This window comes from Herminiimonas sp. (assembly GCF_030655415.1).
Map to the genome: position 1 here is coordinate 340,464 of NZ_JAURVN010000014.1, position 25,516 is coordinate 365,979.

The following is a 25,516-nucleotide window of genomic DNA, read 5'->3' on the forward strand; positions in this document are numbered from 1 at the left end:
GGTCAGCTTTTGCCCACTTATTTGGACAGTGAAAGCATATCAGGCAGATGTGGGGCACGCTTGTCGATTTCAAATTCGTGAGCGATGATTTAGTCTACTGATTCGGCTTTTCGGTACAACATGAATCTTTTGAAAACAGTCTGGTCTCAAAGACAGACTTTATTAACCTGGGGAGCACGAAATGAGTAACGACGGTAAAGCTTGGTTGAAGACAGATAGTGGCGAAAACAAGCCGGGGGAAACAGGCAAAGATATCAGCAAGCCCAAGCAGCCCAGACCACTCAACTCAGAAGATCTGAAGGAAGATGAAAAACTTCATGGTCTGGTGGACGAGGATCATCCATTCCCGTCCAAAGGCAATTGAATTTGAACAAAATAGACGCCCTGCGTACTGGGCGTTTTTTGTTTTAATACGACGTAACCGTAGATGCTTGAAGAAGCGCAGATCCCATAGGCTCGCCAAGTTGCACAGCGCGCTCCGCTGACCAAGCCTGATTGAAGGCCAATGTTTGGGCTGGAAACAGCATCACAACAGTAGAACCGAGCAGGAAGCGACCCATCTCTTCGCCTTTTTTCAAGGCTATGAATTGTTTGTCGTACTGCCATTCGCGCATTACACCTAAACGCTCGGCATTGACGACGCCATGCCACACCGTCTGCATGCTGCCAACGATGGTTGCGCCAACCAGCACCAGCACAAATGGACCAGCCTCGCCTTCAAATACGCAGACGGTGCGTTCATTTCGAGCGAACAAATTCGGCACGCCGCGCGCAGTAGTCGGGTTGACCGAGAACAAATCACCAGGCACATAGATCATGCGCGTCAAACGTCCGTCGCATGGCATGTGGATGCGGTGATAGTCGCGCGGGCTGAGGTACAGAGTGGCAAAGCTACCATTCTCGAATTTGGCTGCCAATTCTTGATCGCCACCAACCAGCATGGTGGTCGAGTAGTTGTGGCCTTTGGCTTGAAAAATCTGATCTTTTTGGATTGCGCCGAACTGACTGATAGCCCCATCGACCGGGCAAATGTAGGGAACATCTGCAATCGGCCGCGCACCACTGCGCAATGCGCGTGTGAAGAATTCATTAAAGCTGGCGTAGCTGCGAATATCCGGATTCGCCGCTTCGCTCATATTGACTTTGTACTTACCGATAAACCAGCGGATCAGCCCGGTCGTTATACGTCCGGCCTTCGCGCCCGCAACGAAGCCGGCGAACGTGGTCATTGCCTTTTTTGGCATCAGGTATTGCTGGAGTACTGGCAGGCGATTGGACACGGTATGGGCGATAACGGGTAAAAAAACAGTGGCGTGATTGTAGCGCTTGTTCGCGCTTATTTTGGTGCGATTACGCGCTTGACGGTAATGCGATCTATATAAAACTCACCGTCTATACATGCACGGTGAGGTACGGCCGCCAGCTCAAAGCCGCGGTTTTCATCTTCCATCCACATTTTTACGAGCGTCTCGAACTCTTCGGGCTCCAGCCGCAACGCCTGCGCCGAGATCACAAATTGCGCGCCGTCCTTTTGCTTATTAACAATATCTTCTACGAGAGCCATAGCACTTCCTATTTCGAAACAAAAACTGCCGACATCATAGCTGCAGTTTCACTTCTATTCCATCAAATGCAGTGTTTCATATCGTCGATTAGCGTTTGCCGGCTTTTGCCTTGCGTGAGAATACTTGCTGGCAAGGATCGGACTCAGGATTCGCGCCGTCCCACAATGAGGTCGCAACGACACTCAGACCGCCGGTAAAAATAGCTGCGCCGACTCTGGCGACGACACCGACGACACCCGCTTCATCCAGGCTCATTTCAGGTTTTACGACTTGTCCGGTAATTTTGACTTCGCTGGCAAAAGTGGAAACGCCTAGATTGACGCCGGAACGTGCCCGCAAGCGACCGTGCAAATCCAGGGTCTGATCGCGCAAATTAATATTGCCACGCGTCAGCAACTGACTCACATCACTACGTGCGCCAACGATCCCTTCACCTTCGGCCAAGCCTGATTGAAATGGCAAACGTGCCGCAGCACAAGCAAGATCAATGCGATCTGAATCTTTGGCTGAAAACAAACCAGTCAGCCAAAATTCCGCTTGGCCGGCTTTCGGTGAAAAGATCTTTGCCTGACTAATTTGAATATCAACCGGACCAGTCAAGGTCGCTGCAAGCTCATTCATCGTATTGCCGAGTGCGGTGATCTTTGCATCAATCTTCATCTTGCCGCCAGCAATGTTGATACTCTTGCCGGTTTGCTTGAACCACTGTTCCAGCGTCGCATCTTCCATTTGCAGATTCAGTTGCACCGCCTTGCGACTACCATCGAAAGATGCATCGCCAGCAGCTGTGCCGCCCAACAATTTGGCCGAAAATTTATTCACCGTCAGCTTATCGTCATTGAACGTCATCTTCGCACTGGCATCCGTCACCTCTATACCTGAGCGCATTTTCAATGAGGCGATATTAGCGTCAACCTTGCCTTGTGATCCATCCAGCGCAACCAGCAAATGCCATGCGAGAGGGTTATCGCGAAATAACTGTCCGGCTTTTTTCGGCGCGAATGGCGGTTGTCCGGCATCGAGGAAAGTCTGAATCATATCCACGCGATCGGCTTGCAGCTGCGCACTGAAGGTAGGCTTTTTTGCGCGAAGATTGATCTGACCTTCACCGGATAAATTCATCTTGCCTAATTGCAGCTTGAAGTCAGTGAAGTCGGTTTTTTTATTGACCGTATGCAGCGTCACGCTGGCTTTCAGCGGCGCTGGCGTGCCTTGTCTCATGCCGAGAAAGCCGAAGAATTCCTGCGTCGATGGTGCGTCGATGTTGACTACTAAATCGTAATTACTCAAAGAAATATCGAGCGGCATGTTACCGCTGACGGTCGCTGACGCTTGTCCGGATTTGGCGTGTATCACGCCGTTACTCACCGCGCCGACTTGCCCCAGAACGGAAAGATCATCGATCTTGCCGTCTATCTGCAATAAATGTTTGTCGCGCTCGAGCTCCATATCGAACTCAACATTACGCAAATCGTTTTGACTTGCAGCGCTCAATTTTTGTACGCGCCATGTCAGAGGTTCATCGTCTGCATTACGAAAACGAAGACGACTGTTTTGCGCATTCAATGAAGTTAATTCCATCGAAAATGAAGACATGGCTTTTGCACGCGGGAAATCCCAGCTGCGACGACCATCATTCGCAATATTGAAATTGGCCCGCAAGCCATCGAAATACAATCCGCTGACTACGACTTTCCCGGTCAACAAAGGCAGGAAGGCAAACTCAACCTGCATATCGGCGGCGTCAATCAGATATTTGTCGCGTGCCCAGTCGGGATTGGAAAGCATGACGTTCTTCGCATGCAATTGCGGATATGGAAAAAGCTTTAACTTGATGTCGCCTATCATCAAATCGCGCGACCACTCCTGGCGCGCCTTGTCGCGTGCCATCTCTTTCAGGCGTTTGCCGTCCATCAGTGTGGACAAGGTAATGCTTGCGATCACGACCACCAGCGCGAAGCCGGCTATGATCCACAGTAACGCTTTACGGCGTTTGTTCATGCCACTATCCCTTGTATGGAAACTCTGTCTTGCAGCAAATTTCAGCTGCAAGTCATTCCAAATCGCCTGCGTGTTTAGTCCGCAGGGATCAGGCAATAAAAGCTATTGATAGTGGACGAGGATATAACAGATAGCACGCGTCGTCACCTCAGACATGACGCGAGCTAGCGTAGGACAAAAGGACTTTAGGCTAAAGAACCGTGCTGTCAGGCGCTTAAGTTCAGCTTGCAGCAAGCAGCGTCGGATTGATTCCATTCAATAAATAATCGATCAATTCACGCACTGGCCGTATCGCGTTACCGAAAGGCAGCGGCTCCGAGCCACGGAAGAACAAGCCGCGCTCAACATCGCCTTTCAATGCAAAGCCGAGTTGGGTATCGATGCAGAACTGCCCTGCCTTGGCGATCCCATCACGCAAACCGCATTGATGCAGGCAATCGAAACCGACTGTGCAATCTTTCGGTCCTGCCTTGCTTTGCAACTTGGCTTCCTTGTCGAGATAATTACTCAGCCATTGTGTCTTCACTGCGCGCGCTGGCAAACCTGCGCAACTCATGAAGGTAACGATATCTTCAGGCTGCGCACCGGTCAGCACATGTTTGAAGTTGATATGCGCATCGCCTTCTTCCGACACCGCAAACGCGGTGCCAAGCTGGACCGCACTCGCGCCCATGCCAAACAGTTCAGCTACTTGCTGAGGACTGTGTATGCCGCCAGCGACGATCAGTGGAATTCTTCCAGGCTCTATGCCTAGTTCTTGGAACAGCTTCAAGGTGCCTTCGAGCACAACAGAAAAAGCAAAGTGCGGATCATTGACGCTATCTATCCCAGCCGCGCCAAGATGACCGGCAGCATATTGTGGGTTCTCGATGACGATGGCGTCAGGCAGACGATTGCGACGCATCCATTTTTTCAATATCAATGCGATGCCGCGCACATCGGACAAGATCGGGATCAATGCCACATTGGGATAATCAGCCGTCAGTTCCGGCAAATCCATAGGCAGACCGGCGCCAACCACGATGGCATCGGCACCGCTCTCGCACGATTGCTTTACGTAGGCTGCATATTCGGCAACTGCGCGCATCACATTGACGGCGATCATGCCATTGCCGGCTGCGATTTCTTTCGCGGCCTTGATTTCTCTATCGAGCGCAATCAGATTCACTGCATCGATCAATTTTTTATCACGCGACTTCTCGGTTTGTTCCATCAGATCGGGATGATGGCGACGCAAATCTACGCTTGAAATCGTACCAAGAGCACCCAATTTCGCGACATTGCCTGCCAGACTGTGAGCAGAAACGCCGACGCCCATACCGCCCTGCACGATGGGCAGCAGTAATTTATTTTTCAGCTTTAATTTCGGGAATGCAGTATCCAGCACGGTCTTCCTTCGCTAGCAATAGAGTTGATCGACTGTAGCAAACGGCGCTGAGAACAAATTGACATGGATCAAAAATGATTCGAACTAAGATGAGATGCTGAATAAGAAAATCGTCTTCATCAACACATGTTTGCCACACTAGAATGCTAAAGTGCAATCAGCATTTAATATAGATTGAGAGATAGCCATGAGTCGCCAGCATCACTCCGAAAACCATCGCAACGATCGTATAGGCTGGTTACGAGCAGCCGTTCTTGGGGCAAATGACGGCATCATTTCGACGGCATGTCTTATGTTGGGGATAGCTGCATCGAATGCTGGACGTAACGAATTGCTGGTGGCAGGTATTGCAGCGCTGGTTGCAGGAGCCATGTCGATGGCCGCGGGTGAATATGTGTCTGTGAGTTCTCAATCGGATACTGAAGAGGCGGATCTTGAACGCGAACGCGGGGAACTACGCGATCAGCCTGATGCCGAACAGCGAGAGCTGGCATCGATTTATGTAAGGCGCGGCCTCACACCAGAATTGGCGACACAAGTTGCGCAACAGCTGATGTCGCATGATGCGTTAAGTGCCCATGCTCGCGATGAGCTCGGCATCCACGAGATAACGGCGGCACGTCCCATTCAAGCTGCCGTCACCTCGGCTCTGACGTTTTCGGCGGGTGCCGCATTGCCTTTGATAACAGCAGTGCTTGCCCCGCCACATTTGCTGACAGTGCTGCTTGCAGCAACCTCACTGTTCTTTCTGGTTGCTCTCGGTGTATTGGCTGCAATGGTCGGAGGCGCACCAATGATGCGGTCCGCTCTGCGTGTTGGTTTCTGGGGCGCACTTGCAATGGCCGTTACGGCAGGAATAGGCCGAATTTTCGGAACTATCATTTAAGCTATTACATGCATAAATACGCATGACGAACACCTGCATTTTTCCTTACATCAGACACACAAGGTTGCAGACATGAAATTCAAGGATTACTACGAAACACTGGGCGTCAAACGCGATGCGACGCAAGACCAGATCAAGAGCGCCTATCGCAAACTGGCGCGCAAATTTCATCCCGATGTATCGAAGGAATCTGACGCAGAGGCGCGCTTCAAGGAGATGGGCGAAGCCTACAAGGTATTGAAAGATCCTGAGTCACGCGCATCCTATGATCGACTCGGAGCAAATTGGCAAAACGGGCAAGACTTTCAGCCGCCGCCAAATGCAGATGCCGGCTTCGAGTACGGTGGTCGAGGTGCTCAGGCAGGTTTCGGTGATGCTTCAGATTTTGGTGAATATTTCGAACAGATGTTTGGTCGTCAAACCGGTTTTGGCCAAGGTCGACGCCGTACCGTGCATGCACAAGGCGAAGACCATCATGCCAAGGTAGAGATCGATCTGGAAGACGCTTATCGCGGCGCAGAGCGCAACATCTCGCTGCGCATGCCGGTCGTCGATGACAACGGCCATGTCGTGACCAAAGATCGTACCCTCAGTGTCAACATTCCAAAAGGAATACGTGCCGGACAAACCTTGCGTCTATCCGGCCAGGGCGGTCCCGGCGTGGGCGAAGGCAAAGCTGGCGACCTCTATCTGGAAATCGTCTTCCGTCCACATCCGCGCTATCGCGTCGATGGTCGCGATGTCTACGTCGATCTGCCGCTCGCACCTTGGGAAGCCGCACTCGGTGCCAGTGTGAATGTGCCGATCCCTGAAGGTTCGGTTGAATTGACGATTCCACCTAATTCGGTAGGAGGTCGCAAGCTGCGTCTCAAAGGAAAAGGTATACCCGGCAAGGAAGCCGGTGACTTGTATGTGGTGCTCACCATCGTCTTGCCACCAGCCGATACCGAAGCCGCAAAAGAAGCCTATCGCAAGCTACAGGAAGCCATTCCCTTCAACCCACGCGCCGTTTAATAAGGACGTTCATCATGAGTAAAACAGTGATCAACTATCTTGAATGCCAGGTCGTCGAAGAAGATATTCATCTGACCTTGTTTGAACTGTGCCAGGCATCGCATGCATCGGAAGAAACGATTACCTCGCTAGTGCTGGAAGGCGTGCTGGAACCGATAGGACAGCAGCCGCAAGAATGGCAATTTTCCGGCCCCTCTTTACGTCGCGCGAAACTGGCTCAGCACCTGACTGAAGACATGGAAATCAACACACCGGGCATCGCACTCGCGCTGGATCTGCTTGAGCGCATAGAGACATTGCAGGCACAATTGGTACGCATGAGTCGGCATTAAGTCGTTTTATTCAGCTGCTTGATTCGAGTAGATGTTTATTCAGGATCAAGCAAGCGCGGACCAGCGCCCTGCGCCGCAAGTACATCCATAGGATTACGCAGCCTGCAATTTTCTATCGACAGGCAACCGCAACCTATGCACTCATTCAACTGATCGCGTAGTTGCAACATCTTTTCAATTCGTTGATCGAGATCCACTTTCCATTTCGCAGAAAGTCGCGCCCAATCCTTCGCTGTTGGCGTGCGTGATTGCGGCAAGGTTGCCATCGCCACGCCGACATCTGCCAATGGTATTCCCAGGCGCTGCGCCACCTTGATGATCGCCACGCGACGCAAGACATCGCGTCCATAGCGACGTTGATTGCCTGGATTACGTCGACTCGTGATCAAGCCCTTGGCTTCATAGAAGTGAATCGCCGACACCGCTAAACCACTGCGACTGGCGACCTCACCTACTGTCAATTCCTTATGTACTTCCTCAACATCGATCGCCATAAATCCTTCTTGACCTTAACTTAAGTTGAGGTTTTACACTGCCTTTCAAGATGAGGCAAGAGGCTGTGAATTTTTAATCACATTCAAGCAAGCTGCGATCAAGGTTCAACAGGTTTCATAAGCATTTCAATTTTGATGGAGAGCAGCAAGAATGAGCGACACAATCAATATGGTCTTGATCTATGGCAGTGTGCGCGACGGACGTTACTGCGATACGGTTGCCAAATGGGCGCATGCCCAAGTCGCCGCGCACAAGGGATTTTCAATCGAAATTGTTGATCCGGCAGAACTCACGCTACCCGCCAAAATGTCACGCAATGAAAGCGGCGATTTGGATAAGTTGAAAGGACTTATCGATGTTGCCGATGCATTCCTGATCGTCACGCCTGAATACAACCACGGCTATCCGGCTGCGCTCAAACACTTGATCGATTCCATCTATAGCGAATGGCAAGCCAAACCGGTAGCCTTCGTCTCTTACGGTGCAGCTTCAGGCGGCTTGCGTGCGGTCGAACAACTACGTCAGGTATTTGCAGAACTGCATATCGCGTCGATGCGCAGCACAGTCAGCTTTGCCAATGTGTGGGAACAGTTCGATGAACACGGCAGATTGCATGCGCCGGACAGGCCAGAGAAAGCGATGTCGATGATGCTGGCTCAATTGCAGTGGTGGGCCAACGCATTGAAGAATGCGCGTGCGCAGATTCCTTATGATGCGGTGGCTAATTAAGGCGAACTACTTTTTTGTCGTGTTATTTTTTTTGCGATTTGACGATCACCGTGCATGTCGTACCGGCTATCAGCTTATGTTCTTTATCCAGATCATCAATGCGTATGCGCACAGGCACGCGTTGCGCCAATCGTACCCAGTTGAACGTTGGATTGATATCGGCCAGCAATTCCTTACCAGTCGCAGCATCCCTATCGGTAATGCCGCGTGAGATACTTTCGATATGGCCTTTCAATGCTGGGCCCCCACTCATCAAATGGATTTCAACTGGATCATTGACGGACAGATAAGGCAATTTTGTTTCTTCAAAATAGCCACTGACATGATAAGAATTACTGTCTATTACCGCCAATTGCGGAACACCTATCGCCGCAAAATCTCCCGCATACACATGCAAATTAGTGACGTAGCCATCAACTGGCGCTTTCACTTCGGTGCGCTCCAGATTCAGTTGCGCGGTTTCCAGCTCTGCCGCTGCAGCCTGGTATTTTGCGCCGGCGATAGAAGACAGTGACGCGGCTGCTTCACGGTTTTCACTGGTGACTATCGATGCATCGAGGCCGCTGCGACGTGCGGCTTCCTTGCTGCGCATGCCCTTCTCTGCTTGCTGCGCAGCCAGCGTTGCTTCTGCCTGCGACACTACATGCGCGTAACGACGTTTATCTATGCTGAACAAAATATCGCCTTTTCGCACGAACTGGTTATCACGTACTGCGACATTGATCACGATGCCAGATACATCCGGTGCAATGTGTATGGTATCGGCCTTGACGCGTCCATCGCGCGTCCATGGCGAGACCATATTGTCATTCCACAAGTAGGCACCGAACAGAATGGCAATCAATAAAAGTGCGCCGGTAATGATGTAGCGTGAGTAGGCAGATATACGCATGAGCGTGATCCTTAGTTTCAGTAAATTATTTTAACAAGTTGCTTTTTAGTACAGCAAGAACGCAAGTGCACCAAATATACAAACCAGCGTACACAAACGAAACAGCGAGCGATGCCATACGTATTGGTAGACACCAAAGTGACCACACAACCAGTCAACGCCGATATTAATTAATACGCTGGCAAAGAAAACGATTAACAGCGATGGCATCAAGATGCCGAACATGGCAATTTCACGCGGCATGATCGAGTGCTCCATTCTGTGTTTCTTCAGTTACAGAATTATTCAATGATTGATCCAGCAAGGACGTATGAATTAAATGCAGGTCAGTTAATGCGCGCTGCAGTTGTGCCGTTTCCTGCGATAACAGATTGGGCTCACCCTGCTGCAACTTGAGCAATAATTCACGCAGCATCTTGCCAGCGAGTTTTGTTTCCGCAATGGCACGTTCACGTTGCGATGCTTCCGGGCGTCGAAAATATTCGGCCAAACTGGCAACGCATTTTTCCTTGGCAATCCGCGCTGGATGCCCAACTTCAAGACGCGCGCTTAAATCGCGCAAATCGATAATCGCGTGACCGAGTTCCAGCAAGGTAATCGCCTGATTCAAAGTCATGCGCGTCGCGGCATCGGCAGTGCCACGTATGCTCATGTTCAACTGATTTAACAGATCGCGGACACGGCTTTCAAAATGATGGCGTAAATATGCGGTATCGCTGCTGATGCAAAGACGTAAAGCTTCACCCCACAACGCGTCCGCGATATGCCGGCGAGAACCTTGTTTGTGCTCAGGCAAAATCAGCGCGAACATCAAAGCGGCAAGTACCAGTCCCAAAACTTGCGCCATGCTGTCATTGAAGAAGCTGACTACATTGAAGCGCATCATGTTCTCGGGTGCGATCATTTGCGCAAACATCAGATTGAAACCTACGCCTATCCCCGCCACCTTGCGCCATGTGCTGAGATACGCACCTGCCATCAAAAACGGCAGCATGGCCAACACCAGCATCGCATACCCTTCAACATGATTCAGCATGAAGAAGGCGCAAACAAAAGCAAACGGTGTTGCAATCGCGAAGCCCAACGTGGTCTGCCGTATCAAGGTTGACGGATCTGGCGACGACGCGGCCAGGCCGCAAAAAATGACCGCAATGATGACCGCGCCACTCGCACTCGGCCAGTTCAATGCATGCCAGGCCAACGCAAGCAGCAACAAGGCCGCAGCGCTGCGCAAGCCTGCCGCAATCGCAATCATCGGCGGTGTCTTGGCGCTATACGACAATATCTTCGCCTGATTTTTTTGATTGATGTTCGAAAGTCGTTTTGGCAAATCGTGATAAATCGATACCAGTTGAAAAAGCTCATCACTGAAGCGCTGCATCAGCTCCAATGCGGTATCCAGATCCAGCCTTTGCTGATCGTTGAATCGATGCTGCGAGAATTCATGCCGTGCATCCAAGATTAATTGCGGCAAGGCCTGATTCAATGCAATCAGCTTTTCGCGCGTCACACCGGCTTCAACCGCATTACGTGCCGGAACATCCGTCACCATCAGCGCCGTCGAAAACGCAGCATACAAAGGCAGCATCACATCCGGCACCAACATGTCACCGCGATTACGCGAGCGTTGCATCAGTTGATGCAAGGTATGGAAGGTCGTCAGGCCGATCATCGCAGCAGAGTTGAACGCATGCAGTTGTTGATTGCGCGTACGCACATCGCCAGCTTCAAAAAAAGCCGCAGCGCGTCCCGATTCCAGCGAGGCAACTTCGGTAGCAAACTGCAGATGCAAGCGTTCTAGCTGTTCAGGGCTAAGACGTCCTTGCATCGCGTCGTGGAACAATTGCGCCATATCGCGATACAGCTTGCGTACAGCAAGTACCAATTGTTCACTTTGATGTTTAGGAAAAATCGCATCATTGATCAGCGCAGCGCACAAGATGCCTAGCGAGATTTCCGTCACGCGCGACACTGCCAGATCAAACACATGCAGCGGCATATCAATTGCCGGCACTGCAATCATGCAAGCGGTGTAACCGGCCAACACAAAACCATAGGAACGCGCGTTGCGCATCAAGGCCGAACCGGCTGTACACAAACCTACCCACACTGCGAGTGCAATGAAAAGCAACGTCGCTTGTTGCGGGAACAAGGCAAGCAAAGTCAGCGCCGCGACACAGCCAATCAAGGTTCCAAGCAAACGATAAATACTTTTTTCCAGCGCCATGCCACTACTAGGCAAGGCAACGATAAACACCGTCATCATCGCGCCGCGTGGCGAATCAAAACCTAGGCGAAATGCAATCCACAAGGCGAGAAAAGCCGCCAACATGGTTTTCAACACGAAGACCCAACGCTGCCCTTCTGTATCTATCCAATCCTGCGCAATCATGCGTGCACGGCGAACTCGTCTAGCCGACGGTCCTTTTGGCAAAGACGGTTCAGAGTTGGCTGAAGCTGATTCGGCAGTAGTGCTCACGACTCAGATGCTTTCGTCCAGATTGATCAACTGTTGCTTGAGCAAGGTCTCATGCGATGCAAGATCCTTGGCATTGATACCTGCATAAGTCTGCTGCAGAATCTTCCAGTACTCAGGCGACACTTGCTCGACGCGCTTGCGACCTGCGCTGGTCAGCGAGATCACAACGCTGCGTCTGTCTTCCTGACTAAAGCGGCGTTTGATCAAGCCTTGTCTTTCCAGATCATTGCAGATGCGCGTCAAATTGGCAGGCTTTTCGGAACAGGCATCGCCCAGATCAGAGGCGCGCTGCGTCTCTTCATCGGAACCGTACAACACCATCAACGCGGTGTAGCTCACACTGGTCAAACCATGATTTTTCATCACGGCATTGAGTTGATCTTGCGTGCGTTTTTGTATGTGATACGCGAGACGGCTCAGCGACACCAATTGCTTGGGATGATCCGGCATGCGCACACCACAACGTTCTATACGGCGAGCGGTACTATCAAAATTACTCATGGTTGCTTACCTCGCGTGTTTTGCGTTTGCGATGATGTCGCGGCGGCAGATGATTCAACTTGTTCGGGGCTGTAACCACCGCCCAATGCCAACATCAGTGCGGCGTGGCTTTCCATCATGCGTGCGGTGATCTGCGCTTGCTGCTGTTGTTGGGTTAATAAAGCGACTTCGCTATTCAGCAGCACCAGGAAGTCTGTCATGCCCGCTGCGAAACCTTTGCTAGCCAGCATGCGCGCTCTACCGGCGGTGGCCAATGCGCCATCGTTCAGATTTTTTTGCTGCTGCAAGGATTGCGCAACGATCAAGGTACTGGCGACGTTTTCCAAAGCATGGATCAATGTGCCGTTATAGCTCTCTACCGCGATATCGTATTCAGCAGTATGCGCGCCCAGGTTGCTACGCAGGCGGCCGCCATCAAATATCGGCAAAGAAATCGCAGGACCGATGCCCCGTATCGCCGATTCACTATTCAGAAATCGACTGAAGCCTATAGATTGAAAACCGACGAACGCCATCAAATTAATATTCGGATAGAAAGACGCTTTGGCGACTTCAATCTTCTTGGCGGCGACTTCAACACCCCAGCGTCGTGCGGCAACATCTGGGCGACGACCAATCAAATCCGCAGGTAATGAAGTTGGTAATTGCAGCCATGTATTACTGTTGAGCGCCAAAGTTGGAAGCGCAATCTTTTCACCCGCTGCCCGACCTTTGCCAGTCAAGGCAGCGAGTTGATTGCGTAAGAGCGTAATCGATTCTTCATGCTGTTCTATCTGCATATGCAAAGGCGGTACTGCGGCTTCGAGTTGTGTGACATCGACCTCAGTGGCCAGACCTGCAGCAAGGCGCTGACGCATTACATGCAAGGATTTTTCGCGATGTGAAAGCGTATCTTCCACAATGTCTTTCAATGCAAACTGCAATGAAAGCTGCACATAGCTGCGCACGATATTGTTTTCCAACGCGAGCCGCGCCATCTGCGATTCGGCAGCCGCGACTTTGACTTCATCCAGCGCTGCCGCCAACGCCTGACGCTGCTTGCCCCACAAATCAAGGTCATAAGTGGCCTCTACCGCAACTCGGTTGTACCAGGCGTAGTTGCCCGCTTCTGGCGGTGGAATGAAATCGTGTTCGGAGAAAAGTTGGCGTGTCATCGAGGTCGATGCACCCACTGTAGGCAAGGTTGCCGATTCGGCCATGCCAGCAAACGCCTGCGCCTGACGTACGCGTGCTTCTGCGATATGCAGACTTGGATTATCTGCAAGCGCGGTCGCAATCAGCATGTCAAGTTGCGGATCCCCGTAAGCGTGCCACCATTCGAGTTGCGGCCATTGCGCGGCGATGGCCGCGCTGGAACTTGCCAACTGTTTGCCGCCATCCAGCGTATTTGCATCCATCTGGCGTGATTGCGGCTTGATGTTGCCCATGTCGGCACATGCGCCAAGCAGCGCGGTTATGCAAGTTAGAGCAAGCCATGTTATCTTTTTCATCATGATGCATAAGCGAATCCGAATCCGAATCCGAAAGTAACGATGAATCTATTTTACTCCGATATAGTTTACTAATGAATTATATTTTTACGAAGGATGTACTTATTGCAAAAATGAAAATATGAATTGGTGCGTCCAATACTTGATCGCCTGGATCAAGCATAGTCTTGCAGTCAGCTAAAGCCCGCCCGAAAATACGAGGAATAGTTGCGACATCGCCGCGTATCAGCGGCGACATTATTGAGTGACAGACTCGCTTAACGACGTGAGGAAACCACAATCCCGCCGACGATCAGCACGAACGCAAACGCATGATAAAGATGCGGCACTTCGCCCAGGAAGGCCGACGACATGATCGCCGCAAACAGAGGAGTCAAATTGCTAAAGAAACCTGCGACGGTCGGTCCGACGCGTTGCACGCCCAGCCCCCAGCAACGCAAGGCGATAATCGCCGGGCCGATGGCGACGAAAGCCAAAGCAGCAATCAGCGGCCAGCCCCAGGTAATGCTTGGCGCGCCTATGCCCCATTCCGCAGCGGCAAACGCGCCCGACCACACCGCGCCGAATGCAACTTGCGCCAGCAAAAAAGCAATCCAGTTGGATCTGATTTCCACCGGATCTTTCGGCAAGGTCAGCAACCAACTGTAAAACGACCAAACGATCGCCGCCAATATCATCAAAATATCGCCAGGCACCAGACGCAATGCCAGCAGCTGACGCAGCTCGCCACGACTCAACACCAGCAACACGCCGGCAATCGACATGGCAGCACCAATCGCCTGCTTGAACGACACACGCACACCGAAAAACAATGAACCTATCATCAGCATCCAGACCGGCATGCTGGCCGCGACCAAGGTGACGTTGATAGGCGATGAAGTTTTTAAAGCGAGGTATTGCAAAGAGTTATACAGCCCGACGCCGAGCAAGCCCAGCAAGGCGAAGCGTCGCCAATGCGTCCACATTGCGCTATCGCGACGAAATATCCAGGTCGCGAACGGCAGCAAAATCAATGCGGCAATCGACCAGCGGAAAAAATTCAAGGTAATCGGCGGCACCAATCCGTTGACCGATCGGCCGACGATTGCATTACCAGCCCACATCAATGGAGCAATCGTGAGTAACAGTGCGGTCGATGGCGTTATTTTTTGATTCATTTACAAGGGTCGATTACAAACTGGCGATGGATTACATCACAAAACCGTGAGAAAACTGCTGAGGAAATATTCAGCAACGAAGGATACTTGATATGACTGACAACGTCCTGACTGAGCAATTGTCGAGCATTGATAAAAATCATTGAACATGATTTGACTTGAATCAAAGTCTTGCTCTATCACTGAATACATACTCAGCTATCGTCTGCAAAGCATGATCGTAACAATATTACGGTTACCTGGAATGCATCTTAAAACCTCAACCCAAGTTAAGGTCAAGCGAGATTTCATCAACATTGATCACGAAGAAGAACATCAGAGATTACTGGTTATAAGAGCAACTGACGCAGTTAAAAGCGCCAGAACACCATACGCACTACAATCTATGCCATCGGATTTTAAGCGGGGCTAATTTGCAATCCATCATTTCGGTCAGAAATCTGACCAAACAATATGCATCCGGTTTTCAGGCGTTAAAAGGAATCGACCTCGACATACGTCGCGGCGAGATCTTCGCCCTGCTCGGCCCTAACGGCGCCGGCAAAACCACGTTGATCAACATCATCTGCGGCATCGCCAATCCCAGCACAGGGACGGTACACGCTGACGGTCATGACATCATTAACGACTACCGTGCAGCACGAGCCAAAATCGGTTTGGTGCCACAAGAACTTTCCACCGATGCGTTTGAGACCGTGTGGGCTACAGTCAATTTCAGTCGCGGCATTTTCGGCAAGCCACGCGATCACGCGCACGTCGAAAAAGTCTTGCGCTCGCTGTCGTTGTGGGACAAAAAAGACTCCAAGATTTTTGCATTATCAGGCGGCATGAAGCGTCGCGTGATGATCGCCAAAGCGCTGTCACACGAACCGCAAATTCTGTTTCTAGATGAGCCAACCGCCGGTGTGGACGTTGAGTTGCGCCGCGATATGTGGGAAATGGTGCGTGGTCTGCGCGAAAGCGGCGTCACCATCATCCTCACCACGCACTACATTGAAGAAGCCGAAGAAATGGCGGATCGCATAGGCGTGATTCGTAAAGGCGAAATTATTCTGGTTGAAGAAAAAGCCGTCTTGATGGCCAAGCTCGGCAAGAAACAATTACGCCTGCATCTGCAACGTCCGCTGTTAGTCATTCCGCAAGAGCTCTCAACATATCAACTGGAACTGACACCAGACGGCAACGAATTGATTTACACCTTCGATGCACAAAGCGAACAAACCGGCATCGCCGAACTGCTGAAGAAGCTGGGCGAACACGGTATCGACTTCAAGGATCTGCAATCCAGCCAAAGTTCGCTGGAAGAGATCTTCGTTAGTTTGGTTCATAGCAAAGATTAACAGCAAAGATTAAGAAGACAACCATGAACCTATACGCAATCCGCGCCATCTATCATTTTGAACTGGCACGCACCTGGCGCACGCTAATGCAAAGTATCGCCGCGCCGGTCATCTCAACCTCGCTTTATTTTGTTGTGTTCGGCGCTGCTATTGGTGCGCGCATGGTGGAAGTCAACGGTGTCAGCTATGGCGCATTCATTGTGCCTGGCCTGATCATGATGGCGCTGATGACTGAGAGTATTTCCAACGCATCCTTCGGCATCTTCATGCCCAAGTACGCTGGCACCATTTATGAAATTTTATCCGCGCCCATCTCATATGTAGAAATCGTCATCGGTTACGTAGGCGCAGCCGCGACCAAATCCATCATCCTCGGCGTGCTGATCCTGGCGACCGCGCGACTGTTCGTCACATTCGAGATCGCTCATCCATTCTGGATGCTGACCTTCCTGATTTTGACGGCAGTGACGTTCAGCTTGTTCGGCTTCATCATTGGCATCTGGGCGACCGGCTTTGAGAAATTGCAGATCATTCCCATGTTGATCGTGACGCCGCTGGCTTTCCTGGGTGGCAGTTTTTACTCGATCAGCATGTTGCCGTCGGTATGGCAAAAGATCGCGCTGGTGAATCCTGTGGTGTATTTGATCAGTGGATTTCGCTGGAGTTTTTATGGCGTGTCGGACGTCAGTGTGGTCATCAGCATGGCGATGACATTGGTATTTTTGAGCTTGTGCCTGTTTGCAGTCTGGTACATTTTCAAAACTGGTTATCGCTTGAAGGTCTAACAGCGAGCGCACAACTGCGGCAGAGAGGAACTGCCCATGTTGACGTTGGGTAAAATATGAAGCAAGCTATCACCGCAAGTTTGCGTAGTTAATTGGCATCAAGCTGACGTCAAACTTACTCGAACGCGACGCCACTCTTATTCATTCTTTTTCGAAAATATAAAATGAAAAAAATCACCTTACTTTTCCTGACCTTGCTTTCATCTTCCGCATTCGCGCAGCAAGTTGATCCTTGCATAGGCAAAGGTTCAGCGCAGGAAATGGGTGCATGCGTAAAAGCCGAATACAAAAAATCCAGTGACAAACTTGACGCTACCTACAAAGCACTCGACGCGCAAATGCCAAGCAAGGATATTGATGGCATTCCTTATCCAGCGGTCAAAAAGCAAATGAAGGTTGCGCAACAAGCGTGGAGTGGATTTGTAGAACAGGACTGCAAAACCATCAGCGTCTACAACACCGGCAGCGCGCTGAAAGAAGTTGAGTACTACAGCTGCTTGCGCTTGCACACCGAAACGCGCAATCAGGAATTGGCTCAATTCCTGGACAACAGAAAAAAATCGAAAACAAAATAAGAAGCTACATCCCGCGACGCAGGCATGAAGATTACGCTAGCTAGAATCAGCGATCCTTCATGCCAGCTCGCATACTGCCGTACGGATCGTCGATGATGTAACGCCACGATCCATCTTCCTGCTTCCGCAAGACTTCCAGCGTATCCACATTCGTTTGCACCAATTGCCCATCAGGCTTGGTGAACGCTAGTTCAGCTTTCATACGATTAGTTGCCAGCGTGCCGTCGCCACTCAAGGTGGCTTTGATAAATGCAATAGTGAACTTCGGCTTCAAGGCAATGACGCCCGCATTGTTTTCACGTATCGCTTCCAGCCCTGTCATTACTTCGCCTGACTTCTTGAACAAGACGGCGCTGGTTTCATACAAGGCAACCGACAATTCGATGTCGCCAGATTCAAGTGCGGCAACCAGCACGCGGCTACAATCTTCCGGTGTACGCACCAGCTTGTTGAGCTCAGCATTCATATTTTTACCTGGCACGAGTGGCCTCCGAATAAGTAATGTTCAAATAATTAATGCAGACAAAATAATTGTCTGCATTAATTTTGCCATGAATGAATTCTACGCATGCACTTGCGGCACTAATCTTCGTCATCGTTTGCTATTTATTTACGCTAGTACATTTGGATGGCGCGCCTGTCGAATGTTGAATGCGCATACGTACCACTAGGCGCAACGTTGGCAATATAGGTTTTATGTTTGCAGACGGAACAGATGAAGTAAGTTCCTTTGGAATCATTCAAGCATGTGGTCGTCGCCTTTTGAGTAACACACATACATTTTTCGTTTTGGCATTGGTATGACATCGCGCTATCCTTCACAGAATGAATCTTCATTCTGTGCTCATGAGATCTCACGTCAGCTTTCACCAGAGACTGTTACAACTTAGGGAATACCATGCACTGAGGAAATGTTGTTTAAATAAGCATCAGTTCTAAAGTAATGCGCCAGACGAAGCGCTATCTTTCGCTTCAAAAGCGGTAAGGTCTTCCACAAAAATCTAGTCGACAAGATAAAATTCGTACGTCTTGCGTAGAATCTTTTCCATCATTGAAAAACATTCTGCTCCCTTGCTCTTCATTCTACTTTTGCTAACAACATGAAACACGTAACACCACAAGAAGACACCGTCCTCCAGCGTTACGAATGGATAGACGATAGCGGTCTGATCGGCTTTGTGGATTACTACGTCTTTGATGAGGTGTGCATGATCATGCACACGGAAGTCTTACCTGCGCTTGCAGGTCGAGGATTAGGTTCACAACTTGCAGGAAAAATGATTGAACACGCCGAAGAATCAGAAAAAAACATCGTACCTATCTGCGGATTTTTTGCGCAATATCTACGTAGAAATTCGCAACATCATGCTTTGGTCACACTCGAAACTCGGCGCATTTTTAATATAGCTGCATAGGCTAATTCAAAAAAGTCGGGCGAAAAGTATTGAGCTTTTCACCCCACTATTTCAATCGGCATCTCTTTGCAAAAACTCAGCGCCGCAAGCTAACTGGATTCCCGCCTACGCGGGAATGACCAGCATCAAGCCAGCGCTGGATAATCCGTATAGCCTTGTGCACCGCCGCCGTAGAATGTTTCTGCATGTTGTGGATTCAGTTCCGCATCCTTGTGCAAACGTGCCGGCAAATCCGGGTTAGCGATAAAAACACGACCAAATGCAGCTGCGTCAGCTTCGCTTGCCAGCACAGCCTGCTCGGCAGATTCTTTCGACAAACCATCGTTGACGATGTACACACCACTGAACAGTTTCTTCAATTGTGGACCAAGACGATCGGCGCCGAGCACTTCGCGGATGCAGACGAAAGCGATGCCGCGACGGTCCAGTTCCTTCATCACATAACCAAAAGTGGCGAGTGGATTGCTGTCGCTGATTGAGTGCGATGCGCCACGTGGCGACAAGTGAAGACCGACACGATCTTTGCCCCAGACGTCTACACACGCGTCTATCACTTCCAGTAACAGACGTGCGCGATTTTCAATCGAACCACCGTATGCATCGGTGCGCTTGTTGGTACTGTCTTGCAAAAATTGATCGAGCAAATAACCGTTCGCACCGTGAACTTCGACGCCATCAAAGCCAGCAAGTTTGGCATTCTCTGCACCCTTGCGATAAGCCGCGACCACGCCTGGGATTTCCGCCAGATCGAGTGCACGCGGTACGACATATTCTTTCTTCGGACGCACCAAACTGACATGCCCTTCCGCCGCGATTGGGCTAGGCGCAACAGGCAACTCGCCATTCAAATAGAGTGGATCGGAAATGCGACCTACATGCCATAACTGCAGATAAATACGACCACCAGCCTTGTGTACGGCATCGGTTACCAGCTTCCAACCTGCGACCTGTTCTTCGGACCAGATGCCTGGTGAATCAGGATAGCCCACGCCTTGTGGAGTGACAGAAGTGGCTTCGCTGAGAATCATTCCAGCTGATGCGCGTTGCGCGTAATACTCGGCCATCAGTGCATTCGGCACGCGGCCTTCGCTGGAACGCAGACGTGTCAACGGTGCCATGAAAACGCGATTAGGTAATTCAAGATCACCAACTTTGATAGGTGTAAAAAGTGTAGTCATGACATGCTTTCTTCAGAATTGGGAAAAAACTGCTTTTACTTCTACTCAATACTTAATATCTATACTTTGCAATTTCTATACTTCAGTTCAAGCAGCGGCAACAGCCGGCACTTGCGCAGCGCCCGCCGCACGGTTTACAAAATGCAGAGAGATACGGATAGCCACTACGGCGCCCAGCGCAAGTACCGCTGCCGCTACAGGAACTGCCTGCAGGCCGAAACCTGCACCGATGACAGAACCGCCCACCCACGCACCGAGCGCATTGCCAACGTTGAACGCGCCTATGTTCAGCGTCGCCACTAAATTCGGCGCGGCTTTGCCAAAGATCATTACGTTGACTTGCAAGCCCGGCACTGCAGCAAACGACACCAAGGCCCACAGGAATAAATTGATTTCAAGCGGGATCAAATGCGGACTGGTCCAGCGCACGATCGCACTGACCACCGCCAGCACCACGAAGATGCCAGTCAACGCAGTGCCGAGACGCCAATCAGCCAAGCGACCACCGATGTAATTACCAATGGTCAAACCAAGACCGATCAAGAACAGCGTCCAGGTAACTGTGCGTGGCGAGACATGCGTGACGTCTTCCAGCAAGGGAGCGACGTAGGTGAACAGTGCAAAGACCGCCGCAGAGAAAAGCATGGTGGTCGCCAACGCTGCCCATAAACCGGCATTGCGCAATTGGCCTATCTCGGCACGGATATCAGTTTTTTCTTCGTCATGTCGCACCGGCATCACGCGCCACAAACCGATCAGCGACAACACACCGAGTACCGCGACTGCCCAGAACGGTGTTTGCCAACCTGCGGCTTGACCGAGCGCAGTACCTAGCGGCACGCCCAATACATTTGCCAGTGTCAAACCGGTGAACATCAAGGCGACTGCGGATGCTTTACGATTCTCGGGCACCAAACTTGCAGCGACGACAGAACCAATACCGAAGAACGCGCCGTGGCACAGCGAAGTGATAATGCGCGCCACCATCAGGAAGGTGTAATCGGTGGCGACCGCGCACAGAATATTTCCGATGATGAAAATCCCCATCAACATCAGCAGAGCGCGTTTGCGTGGGAAGGATGCCGTAGCGACCGCCATGATAGGAGCGCCGATCGCGACGCCGAGCGCGTAACCGCTGATCAGCCAACCTGCGCTAGGGATAGACACCGACAAGCTGCGCGCGACATCAGGCAGCAAGCCCATGATGACAAATTCGGTGGTGCCGATGGCAAAAGCGCTTAGCGCCAAAATGAGTAAAGCTAAATGCATACAGTCTTTCTTGAATATTTTTTGATGAGTGTTCGGACTTGGAAAACAGCGTTACAGATCGTCGTGTATAGCTTCGAGAAATGCCTGAATCGTCGCTTCATTCCGTTTGAAAAATACCCACTGGCCGACGCGTCGTGTTGTCACCAATTCCGCTGCTTGCAAGGTTGCGAGATGAGCAGACACTGTCGATTGCGACAAGCCGCTGCGTTTATCGATCATTCCGCAACAGACGCCAAAATCGAGCGGATGCTCTTGCTCGGCGAAATAGACTTCCGGCGTTTTCAGCCAGGCCAAAATCTGGCGGCGTACTGGATTAGCCAAGGCTTTGTGTATGACATCGTTATCCATGCAGTTTCCTTTTCGACATGTTTCGTTGATATCCGAAACTAATATCGGGTTACTTAGAATTTAATATCGTAATTGTACGATATTAAAAATAAACGTGCTGGCGACGCATTTATCCTGCTTTCAGGAAATTGGAATTAGGTATTTCTCAGAGAGAAAAGAAGGCAATAGCAGCCGAATGTCAATACGGTTTCAGCGCATATCCGGCTAACGAGAATCACATCCGACGTCTGAACCATCCAGCCAATGAGATGCGATCGCGCGTGGCGGGCAGCACTTCATGCAGCATGTCGGCCGACATGAACAACACAAGTCGACTGCCTGTAGGCGTGATGTCTTCGCTAGATTTGCCATCAGGATGCAGACGCAAAGCACCGCCCTGCGCTGGCAACCAATCCGGATTCAGATAGATCACGACGGAAACGGTACGACTGTCATCATCCCGAAATCGATCCAGATGCTTCACATAAGACGCGCCCGGTACGTAAAAAGCAAAGTGACTTTCATACTCATCAAGGCCGAGAAACAGCGTGCGATTCAGTGCGACGCGCAAGTTTTCCATGATTTGCAGATAGCGATCGCAGGCAATTGATTGTCCGGCTTTGAGCCAAACAATCTGGTCGCCGCGCATCGTCGGCCTTACCGCTAGATCATCACCACGCCCGACGCCTGCCAACTTCATTTCGCCGCCATCGTTCAACAAATGACATTCTGCAGCGAGCACAATCGTCAACTCTTCCGTCAGAAAAAAGTTTTGCTGCGACCAGCCGTGCTCAGTCAAATCGTCGCCGATATTAAGGCGCAAGACTTCGCTGAAGTATTCGGGATCAAAGGGAGTTGCTGTAAGCATCGTTCTAGTCTTTTCTGAAAACGTGCTCAAGGTGATCTTAGGCTGAATGCCTGGCCATTGTATTGAGATGCGCTATTGCAATAATCATCGTCGGCCTTGGAGGTGACGCATTATGCGCCGAGAACCTTGAACCAGTTGGAAAATACAAGATGCGCAAATTATAGTTGCATAGCGAACTAAATTATCCTACACTCGCTTCATGTTTGATCACTGCCTCTATTTCAATACGACTGCCCTCGCCCGCGTTCTCGAACGCGAATGGAGCAAGGCATTCAAGCCGTTTGGCCTGACGCCTTCGCAAGCGTTCATGCTGCGCGCGGTATTGAAAAAGCCGGGCATGCTGCAAAGCGAGTTGGCCAAAGAATTGGCGATTTCGCGCTCTACCGCTACGCGCTCGCTGGATGGTTTGCAGCAATTGGGATTGTTGTTGCGACTGGCCACCGGCAACGACGGTCGCGAATCAGCAATTCAAGCAACCGCTGCCGGCATCGCATTGCAAGAACAACTAGACACAGCAAGTGGCGAAGTAACGAAGCGCTTGAAGAAAGAACTTGGTTTGGCCCACTTTGATGAAACCGTCACCAAAGTGAAACAAGTACGCTCAACGATAGCTTGAGCTTTTTTTTTAATAAAGTAGTTGCATAGCAAACTAATTGGAGATTCACATGCCTATCCTCAACGTCAAAGTCAGTGCCGAAAAATCCCCTGAAATGGTCAAGCAAATATCCGACTTACTGCTCGATCTCACTAGCCGCATCCTGAAAAAGAAACGCGAAGTAACCGCCATCGCCATCGACTTTGTAGGACGCGATAGCTGGGTGGTTGGCGGCCATCTTCTCAGCGAGCAAAACAAGAACAGCTTTTACTTCGACATCAAGATTACCGACGAGACCAACACTAAGGATGAGAAGGCGCTTTATATCAAGGAAGCTTTCGCAGGCTTTGAACGTATCCTGGGTAATCTGCACGATGAAAGTTACATCTATGTGCAGGATGTCAGAGCCGCATCGTATGGTTATGGCGGCTACACGCAAGAGTACCGCTACCATCATTGAACTCTAGAGTACTGGCGCGTGATGCGGTCGAAACCAGGTCGCATCACATTAATAAGCGCAACAGAAAAAGTGATATTTTTGCAATTCAGACTGTCAAAAAATACTCGCACAACGGTATGATGAGTGAATTCTCCACCTCACATACACATGGCCACCATCCTCAATAGTCGTCTTGCCAAACTGCGCGCACTCGTAGTCGATGATTTGCAGACCATGCGGCAAAACATTCGTACTCAGTTGGGACAATTGGGTATAGAACAGGTTGATCAAGCCGCCACGCCGGATGACGCAATCAAGTTCATACGCAACGTCAATTACGATGTCATCGTTTGCGATTACAACCTAAACAAAGAAACCAACGGCCAGCAAATGCTGGAATTTTTGCGTTCGAACAAAATGCTGTCGCCGACCTCGATGTTCTTTATGGTCACGGCAGAAAGCAGTTACGACAGCGTCGCCAGCACCGCAGAATTTCAACCGGATGCTTACATGGTCAAACCGCTGACCGGCGGCCGCATCGCAGATCGCATCGAACGCTTGCTCGATAGACAGCATGCGCTCAAACCAATCACCGACAGATTGGATCGCAAAGATCTGACCGGTGCGATTGCCGAGTGCGACAAAGTCGCGCAAAGCGATCCGAAGTGGATAGTCGATGTATTGAAATTGAAATCATCTGCTGCACTTGATCTTGGCGATGTGGAAGCCGCACGTAAAGTCTATGCAGAAGCATTGAACCTGCGGAATGATTTGGTCTGGGCCAAGCTTGGACTGGCACGTTGTCATCAAGCTACAGGCAAACTCGATGAAGCCAAAGTCATTGTCGAAAGCGTACTCGAAAAGAATAATCAATTCATCGGCGCCTATGATTTGCTCGCGCAAATCGCCGAGTCGCAAGGCAAGGATCAAGAGGCGCTTGATGCATTGAACAAGTCGTATGAAGTCATTCCATCCGCACGTCGCAGTCGTCTGGTTGGCGATGCCGCCTACCGTGTCGGTGATCTGGAGCAGGCACGCAGCGCTTTCACCAAGGCCGTCAATCACACCCGCGGCTCGTTGACGGCGCAAGCGTCCGACGCGCTGTCACTGGCGCAAGTGCATGTGGATACGCGCGAGCCGACTTTGGCTTTGACTGTCTTGAGCGTGGCGGCCAAGGACTATCACGACGATCCTTATTTTTCTACCAAACAGGCGATTATCGCCGCGCAGGCTTTTGCCGGTCTGGGCGATATGGAATCTGCCAAGGCTGCATTCGCATCTGCCAAAGAAGCCGCAGGCGAAGTGCGCGCCGATGCCGATACACTCGCTTTGGCGAAGGCCGCATTCTGCATCGGATTGAATGAAGAAGGTGCACGCATCATGACCAAGGCCATCAAGGCCGATCATGAAAACGAACGACTGGTGGCTTTTGCACGCCGGGTGTTGAAAGACACTGGCAACGAAGCGATGATCGAAAAGATCGTGGAAGAGTCGATTAGTGCAGGCGCATTGATCGTCGACGAGGCGACCAAACTGATGCGCAACGGCCAATTTGACGATTCACTCGCCAAGTTGGAAGAAGCCTTGATTGCCACGCCCGACAATACCGGCGTGTTACTCGCCGCCGCCCAACTTCATTTGTTATGGATGAGTCAAAAAGGTTTGGATAGATCGTATGTAGAGCGCGTGAACGGCTATCTGGCGCAACTGGACGGCTTGATGCCGAACAGCGAACGTGTCGCGAAGATGTATCGCTTCCTGCGTGAAACGCTGGTTAAAGTCGCGCGGCAGGCATAA

Annotated in this window: 28 protein-coding genes; 12 read left to right on the top strand and 16 right to left on the bottom strand. The window is 50.8% G+C overall.

Going from position 1 to position 25,516, the window contains the following annotated elements:
* Positions 1–181: 181 nt before the first annotated feature.
* The gene (locus Q7T66_RS10740) at positions 182–364 is read left to right on the top strand and encodes a hypothetical protein (RefSeq protein ID WP_304933333.1); all 183 of its coding nucleotides are present in this window, start codon (positions 182–184) and stop codon (positions 362–364) included.
* Positions 365–407: 43 nt separating this feature from the next.
* Here Q7T66_RS10740 and asd read toward each other — a convergent pair whose 3' ends face one another.
* From asd to Q7T66_RS10760, 4 genes are all read right to left on the bottom strand, one after another.
* On the bottom strand, positions 408–1,280 hold the full coding sequence (gene asd, locus Q7T66_RS10745; protein ID WP_304933334.1) for an archaetidylserine decarboxylase: 873 nt from the start codon (positions 1,278–1,280) through the stop codon (positions 408–410).
* A 56-nt stretch (positions 1,281–1,336) separates the two neighbouring features.
* Positions 1,337–1,564 (bottom strand): hypothetical protein, encoded by a 228-nt coding sequence (locus tag Q7T66_RS10750; RefSeq protein ID WP_304933335.1) that lies wholly within the window; start codon positions 1,562–1,564, stop codon positions 1,337–1,339.
* Positions 1,565–1,652: 88 nt separating this feature from the next.
* Positions 1,653–3,566, bottom strand: a complete 1,914-nt coding sequence (locus Q7T66_RS10755) for an AsmA family protein (RefSeq protein ID WP_304933336.1) — start codon at positions 3,564–3,566, stop codon at positions 1,653–1,655.
* Between the two features lie 220 nt (positions 3,567–3,786).
* Positions 3,787–4,953 carry a nitronate monooxygenase family protein gene (locus tag Q7T66_RS10760; RefSeq protein WP_304933337.1) on the bottom strand — a complete coding sequence of 389 codons (1,167 nt, stop codon included), beginning with the start codon at positions 4,951–4,953 and terminating at the stop codon, positions 3,787–3,789.
* Between the two features lie 187 nt (positions 4,954–5,140).
* On the opposite strand from Q7T66_RS10760, the gene Q7T66_RS10765 reads away from it, so the two are divergent.
* The 3 genes from Q7T66_RS10765 (at position 5,141) to Q7T66_RS10775 (ending at position 7,185) form a co-directional block, all read left to right on the top strand.
* Entirely contained in the window at positions 5,141–5,839 is a 699-nt protein-coding gene (locus Q7T66_RS10765; RefSeq protein ID WP_304933338.1) for a VIT family protein, read from the top strand.
* 72 nt (positions 5,840–5,911) lie between these two features.
* Positions 5,912–6,853 (top strand): DnaJ C-terminal domain-containing protein, encoded by a 942-nt coding sequence (locus Q7T66_RS10770; RefSeq protein ID WP_304933339.1) that lies wholly within the window; start codon positions 5,912–5,914, stop codon positions 6,851–6,853.
* A gap of 14 nt (positions 6,854–6,867) precedes the next feature.
* Positions 6,868–7,185, top strand: a complete 318-nt coding sequence (locus Q7T66_RS10775) for a chaperone modulator CbpM (protein WP_304933340.1) — start codon at positions 6,868–6,870, stop codon at positions 7,183–7,185.
* A 35-nt stretch (positions 7,186–7,220) separates the two neighbouring features.
* Here Q7T66_RS10775 and soxR read toward each other — a convergent pair whose 3' ends face one another.
* On the bottom strand, positions 7,221–7,679 hold the full coding sequence (gene soxR / locus Q7T66_RS10780; protein ID WP_304933341.1) for a redox-sensitive transcriptional activator SoxR: 459 nt from the start codon (positions 7,677–7,679) through the stop codon (positions 7,221–7,223).
* Positions 7,680–7,830: 151 nt separating this feature from the next.
* Here soxR and Q7T66_RS10785 point away from each other — a divergent pair, with 151 nt between their 5' ends.
* Positions 7,831–8,409 carry an NADPH-dependent FMN reductase gene (locus tag Q7T66_RS10785; protein WP_304933342.1) on the top strand — a complete coding sequence of 193 codons (579 nt, stop codon included), beginning with the start codon at positions 7,831–7,833 and terminating at the stop codon, positions 8,407–8,409.
* A 22-nt stretch (positions 8,410–8,431) separates the two neighbouring features.
* On the opposite strand, the gene Q7T66_RS10790 is transcribed toward Q7T66_RS10785, so the two are convergent.
* The 6 genes from Q7T66_RS10790 to Q7T66_RS10815 form a co-directional block, all read right to left on the bottom strand.
* A complete protein-coding gene (locus tag Q7T66_RS10790) occupies positions 8,432–9,301 on the bottom strand; it encodes an HlyD family secretion protein (protein ID WP_304933343.1) in 870 nt (289 codons plus the stop codon).
* Positions 9,302–9,346: 45 nt separating this feature from the next.
* On the bottom strand, positions 9,347–9,544 hold the full coding sequence (locus tag Q7T66_RS10795; RefSeq protein ID WP_304933344.1) for a DUF1656 domain-containing protein: 198 nt from the start codon (positions 9,542–9,544) through the stop codon (positions 9,347–9,349).
* On the bottom strand, positions 9,534–11,780 hold the full coding sequence (locus Q7T66_RS10800; RefSeq protein WP_304933345.1) for an FUSC family protein: 2,247 nt from the start codon (positions 11,778–11,780) through the stop codon (positions 9,534–9,536). The genes Q7T66_RS10795 and Q7T66_RS10800 overlap by 11 nt, the downstream gene beginning before the upstream one ends.
* Before the next feature lie 3 nt (positions 11,781–11,783).
* Positions 11,784–12,281 (bottom strand): MarR family winged helix-turn-helix transcriptional regulator, encoded by a 498-nt coding sequence (locus tag Q7T66_RS10805; protein WP_304933346.1) that lies wholly within the window; start codon positions 12,279–12,281, stop codon positions 11,784–11,786.
* Positions 12,278–13,771 carry an efflux transporter outer membrane subunit gene (locus Q7T66_RS10810; protein ID WP_370691641.1) on the bottom strand — a complete coding sequence of 498 codons (1,494 nt, stop codon included), beginning with the start codon at positions 13,769–13,771 and terminating at the stop codon, positions 12,278–12,280. Before Q7T66_RS10810 ends, Q7T66_RS10805 begins: the two co-directional genes overlap by 4 nt.
* Positions 13,772–14,028: 257 nt before the next feature.
* The gene (locus Q7T66_RS10815; protein ID WP_304933348.1) at positions 14,029–14,928 is read right to left on the bottom strand and encodes a DMT family transporter; all 900 of its coding nucleotides are present in this window, start codon (positions 14,926–14,928) and stop codon (positions 14,029–14,031) included.
* Between the two features lie 413 nt (positions 14,929–15,341).
* On the opposite strand from Q7T66_RS10815, the gene Q7T66_RS10820 reads away from it, so the two are divergent.
* The 3 genes from Q7T66_RS10820 (at position 15,342) to Q7T66_RS10830 (ending at position 17,628) form a co-directional block, all read left to right on the top strand.
* Positions 15,342–16,268, top strand: a complete 927-nt coding sequence (locus Q7T66_RS10820; protein WP_304933349.1) for an ABC transporter ATP-binding protein — start codon at positions 15,342–15,344, stop codon at positions 16,266–16,268.
* A gap of 23 nt (positions 16,269–16,291) precedes the next feature.
* On the top strand, positions 16,292–17,053 hold the full coding sequence (locus tag Q7T66_RS10825; RefSeq protein ID WP_304933350.1) for an ABC transporter permease: 762 nt from the start codon (positions 16,292–16,294) through the stop codon (positions 17,051–17,053).
* Between the two features lie 164 nt (positions 17,054–17,217).
* Positions 17,218–17,628, top strand: a complete 411-nt coding sequence (locus Q7T66_RS10830) for a lysozyme inhibitor LprI family protein (RefSeq protein ID WP_304933351.1) — start codon at positions 17,218–17,220, stop codon at positions 17,626–17,628.
* Between the two features lie 46 nt (positions 17,629–17,674).
* Here the strand turns inward: Q7T66_RS10830 and Q7T66_RS10835 are convergent, their stop codons facing one another.
* Entirely contained in the window at positions 17,675–18,109 is a 435-nt protein-coding gene (locus Q7T66_RS10835) for a hypothetical protein (RefSeq protein WP_304933352.1), read from the bottom strand.
* Positions 18,110–18,728: 619 nt separating this feature from the next.
* On the opposite strand from Q7T66_RS10835, the gene Q7T66_RS10840 reads away from it, so the two are divergent.
* A complete protein-coding gene (locus tag Q7T66_RS10840; RefSeq protein WP_304933353.1) occupies positions 18,729–19,043 on the top strand; it encodes a GNAT family N-acetyltransferase in 315 nt (104 codons plus the stop codon).
* 125 nt (positions 19,044–19,168) lie between these two features.
* On the opposite strand, the gene Q7T66_RS10845 is transcribed toward Q7T66_RS10840, so the two are convergent.
* From Q7T66_RS10845 to Q7T66_RS10860, 4 genes are all read right to left on the bottom strand, one after another.
* Positions 19,169–20,221 carry an alkene reductase gene (locus Q7T66_RS10845; protein ID WP_304933354.1) on the bottom strand — a complete coding sequence of 351 codons (1,053 nt, stop codon included), beginning with the start codon at positions 20,219–20,221 and terminating at the stop codon, positions 19,169–19,171.
* Positions 20,222–20,308: 87 nt separating this feature from the next.
* Complete coding sequence (locus Q7T66_RS10850) at positions 20,309–21,490, bottom strand: MFS transporter (protein WP_304933355.1); 1,182 nt, start codon at positions 21,488–21,490, stop codon at positions 20,309–20,311.
* A 51-nt stretch (positions 21,491–21,541) separates the two neighbouring features.
* Positions 21,542–21,838, bottom strand: a complete 297-nt coding sequence (locus Q7T66_RS10855) for a helix-turn-helix transcriptional regulator (protein WP_304933356.1) — start codon at positions 21,836–21,838, stop codon at positions 21,542–21,544.
* Between the two features lie 214 nt (positions 21,839–22,052).
* A complete protein-coding gene (locus Q7T66_RS10860) occupies positions 22,053–22,685 on the bottom strand; it encodes a 2OG-Fe(II) oxygenase (protein WP_304933357.1) in 633 nt (210 codons plus the stop codon).
* A gap of 199 nt (positions 22,686–22,884) precedes the next feature.
* Between Q7T66_RS10860 and Q7T66_RS10865 the strand changes: the two genes are divergently transcribed.
* The 3 genes from Q7T66_RS10865 to Q7T66_RS10875 all read left to right on the top strand — a co-directional run bounded on the left by Q7T66_RS10865 (position 22,885) and on the right by Q7T66_RS10875 (position 25,516).
* Positions 22,885–23,301, top strand: coding sequence for a MarR family winged helix-turn-helix transcriptional regulator (locus Q7T66_RS10865; RefSeq protein ID WP_304933358.1), 417 nt, complete (start codon positions 22,885–22,887; stop codon positions 23,299–23,301).
* A 49-nt stretch (positions 23,302–23,350) separates the two neighbouring features.
* Positions 23,351–23,740, top strand: coding sequence for a 4-oxalocrotonate tautomerase family protein (locus Q7T66_RS10870; protein WP_304933359.1), 390 nt, complete (start codon positions 23,351–23,353; stop codon positions 23,738–23,740).
* A 147-nt stretch (positions 23,741–23,887) separates the two neighbouring features.
* Positions 23,888–25,516 (top strand): tetratricopeptide repeat protein, encoded by a 1,629-nt coding sequence (locus tag Q7T66_RS10875; RefSeq protein WP_304933360.1) that lies wholly within the window; start codon positions 23,888–23,890, stop codon positions 25,514–25,516.

Coding starts and splice junctions, on each gene's coding strand:
- Q7T66_RS10740 (WP_304933333.1), top strand. CDS start 182: ATGAGTAACGACGGTAAAGCTTGGTTGAAGACAGATAGTGGCGAAAAC.
- Q7T66_RS10750 (WP_304933335.1), bottom strand. CDS start 1,564: ATGGCTCTCGTAGAAGATATTGTTAATAAGCAAAAGGACGGCGCGCAA.
- Q7T66_RS10755 (WP_304933336.1), bottom strand. CDS start 3,566: ATGAACAAACGCCGTAAAGCGTTACTGTGGATCATAGCCGGCTTCGCG.
- Q7T66_RS10765 (WP_304933338.1), top strand. CDS start 5,141: ATGAGTCGCCAGCATCACTCCGAAAACCATCGCAACGATCGTATAGGC.
- Q7T66_RS10770 (WP_304933339.1), top strand. CDS start 5,912: ATGAAATTCAAGGATTACTACGAAACACTGGGCGTCAAACGCGATGCG.
- Q7T66_RS10775 (WP_304933340.1), top strand. CDS start 6,868: ATGAGTAAAACAGTGATCAACTATCTTGAATGCCAGGTCGTCGAAGAA.
- soxR (WP_304933341.1), bottom strand. CDS start 7,679: ATGGCGATCGATGTTGAGGAAGTACATAAGGAATTGACAGTAGGTGAG.
- Q7T66_RS10785 (WP_304933342.1), top strand. CDS start 7,831: ATGAGCGACACAATCAATATGGTCTTGATCTATGGCAGTGTGCGCGAC.
- Q7T66_RS10790 (WP_304933343.1), bottom strand. CDS start 9,301: ATGCGTATATCTGCCTACTCACGCTACATCATTACCGGCGCACTTTTA.
- Q7T66_RS10795 (WP_304933344.1), bottom strand. CDS start 9,544: ATGCCGCGTGAAATTGCCATGTTCGGCATCTTGATGCCATCGCTGTTA.
- Q7T66_RS10805 (WP_304933346.1), bottom strand. CDS start 12,281: ATGAGTAATTTTGATAGTACCGCTCGCCGTATAGAACGTTGTGGTGTG.
- Q7T66_RS10810 (WP_370691641.1), bottom strand. CDS start 13,771: ATGAAAAAGATAACATGGCTTGCTCTAACTTGCATAACCGCGCTGCTT.
- Q7T66_RS10815 (WP_304933348.1), bottom strand. CDS start 14,928: ATGAATCAAAAAATAACGCCATCGACCGCACTGTTACTCACGATTGCT.
- Q7T66_RS10825 (WP_304933350.1), top strand. CDS start 16,292: ATGAACCTATACGCAATCCGCGCCATCTATCATTTTGAACTGGCACGC.
- Q7T66_RS10830 (WP_304933351.1), top strand. CDS start 17,218: ATGAAAAAAATCACCTTACTTTTCCTGACCTTGCTTTCATCTTCCGCA.
- Q7T66_RS10840 (WP_304933353.1), top strand. CDS start 18,729: ATGAAACACGTAACACCACAAGAAGACACCGTCCTCCAGCGTTACGAA.
- Q7T66_RS10845 (WP_304933354.1), bottom strand. CDS start 20,221: ATGACTACACTTTTTACACCTATCAAAGTTGGTGATCTTGAATTACCT.
- Q7T66_RS10850 (WP_304933355.1), bottom strand. CDS start 21,490: ATGCATTTAGCTTTACTCATTTTGGCGCTAAGCGCTTTTGCCATCGGC.
- Q7T66_RS10855 (WP_304933356.1), bottom strand. CDS start 21,838: ATGGATAACGATGTCATACACAAAGCCTTGGCTAATCCAGTACGCCGC.
- Q7T66_RS10860 (WP_304933357.1), bottom strand. CDS start 22,685: ATGCTTACAGCAACTCCCTTTGATCCCGAATACTTCAGCGAAGTCTTG.
- Q7T66_RS10865 (WP_304933358.1), top strand. CDS start 22,885: ATGTTTGATCACTGCCTCTATTTCAATACGACTGCCCTCGCCCGCGTT.
- Q7T66_RS10870 (WP_304933359.1), top strand. CDS start 23,351: ATGCCTATCCTCAACGTCAAAGTCAGTGCCGAAAAATCCCCTGAAATG.
- Q7T66_RS10875 (WP_304933360.1), top strand. CDS start 23,888: ATGGCCACCATCCTCAATAGTCGTCTTGCCAAACTGCGCGCACTCGTA.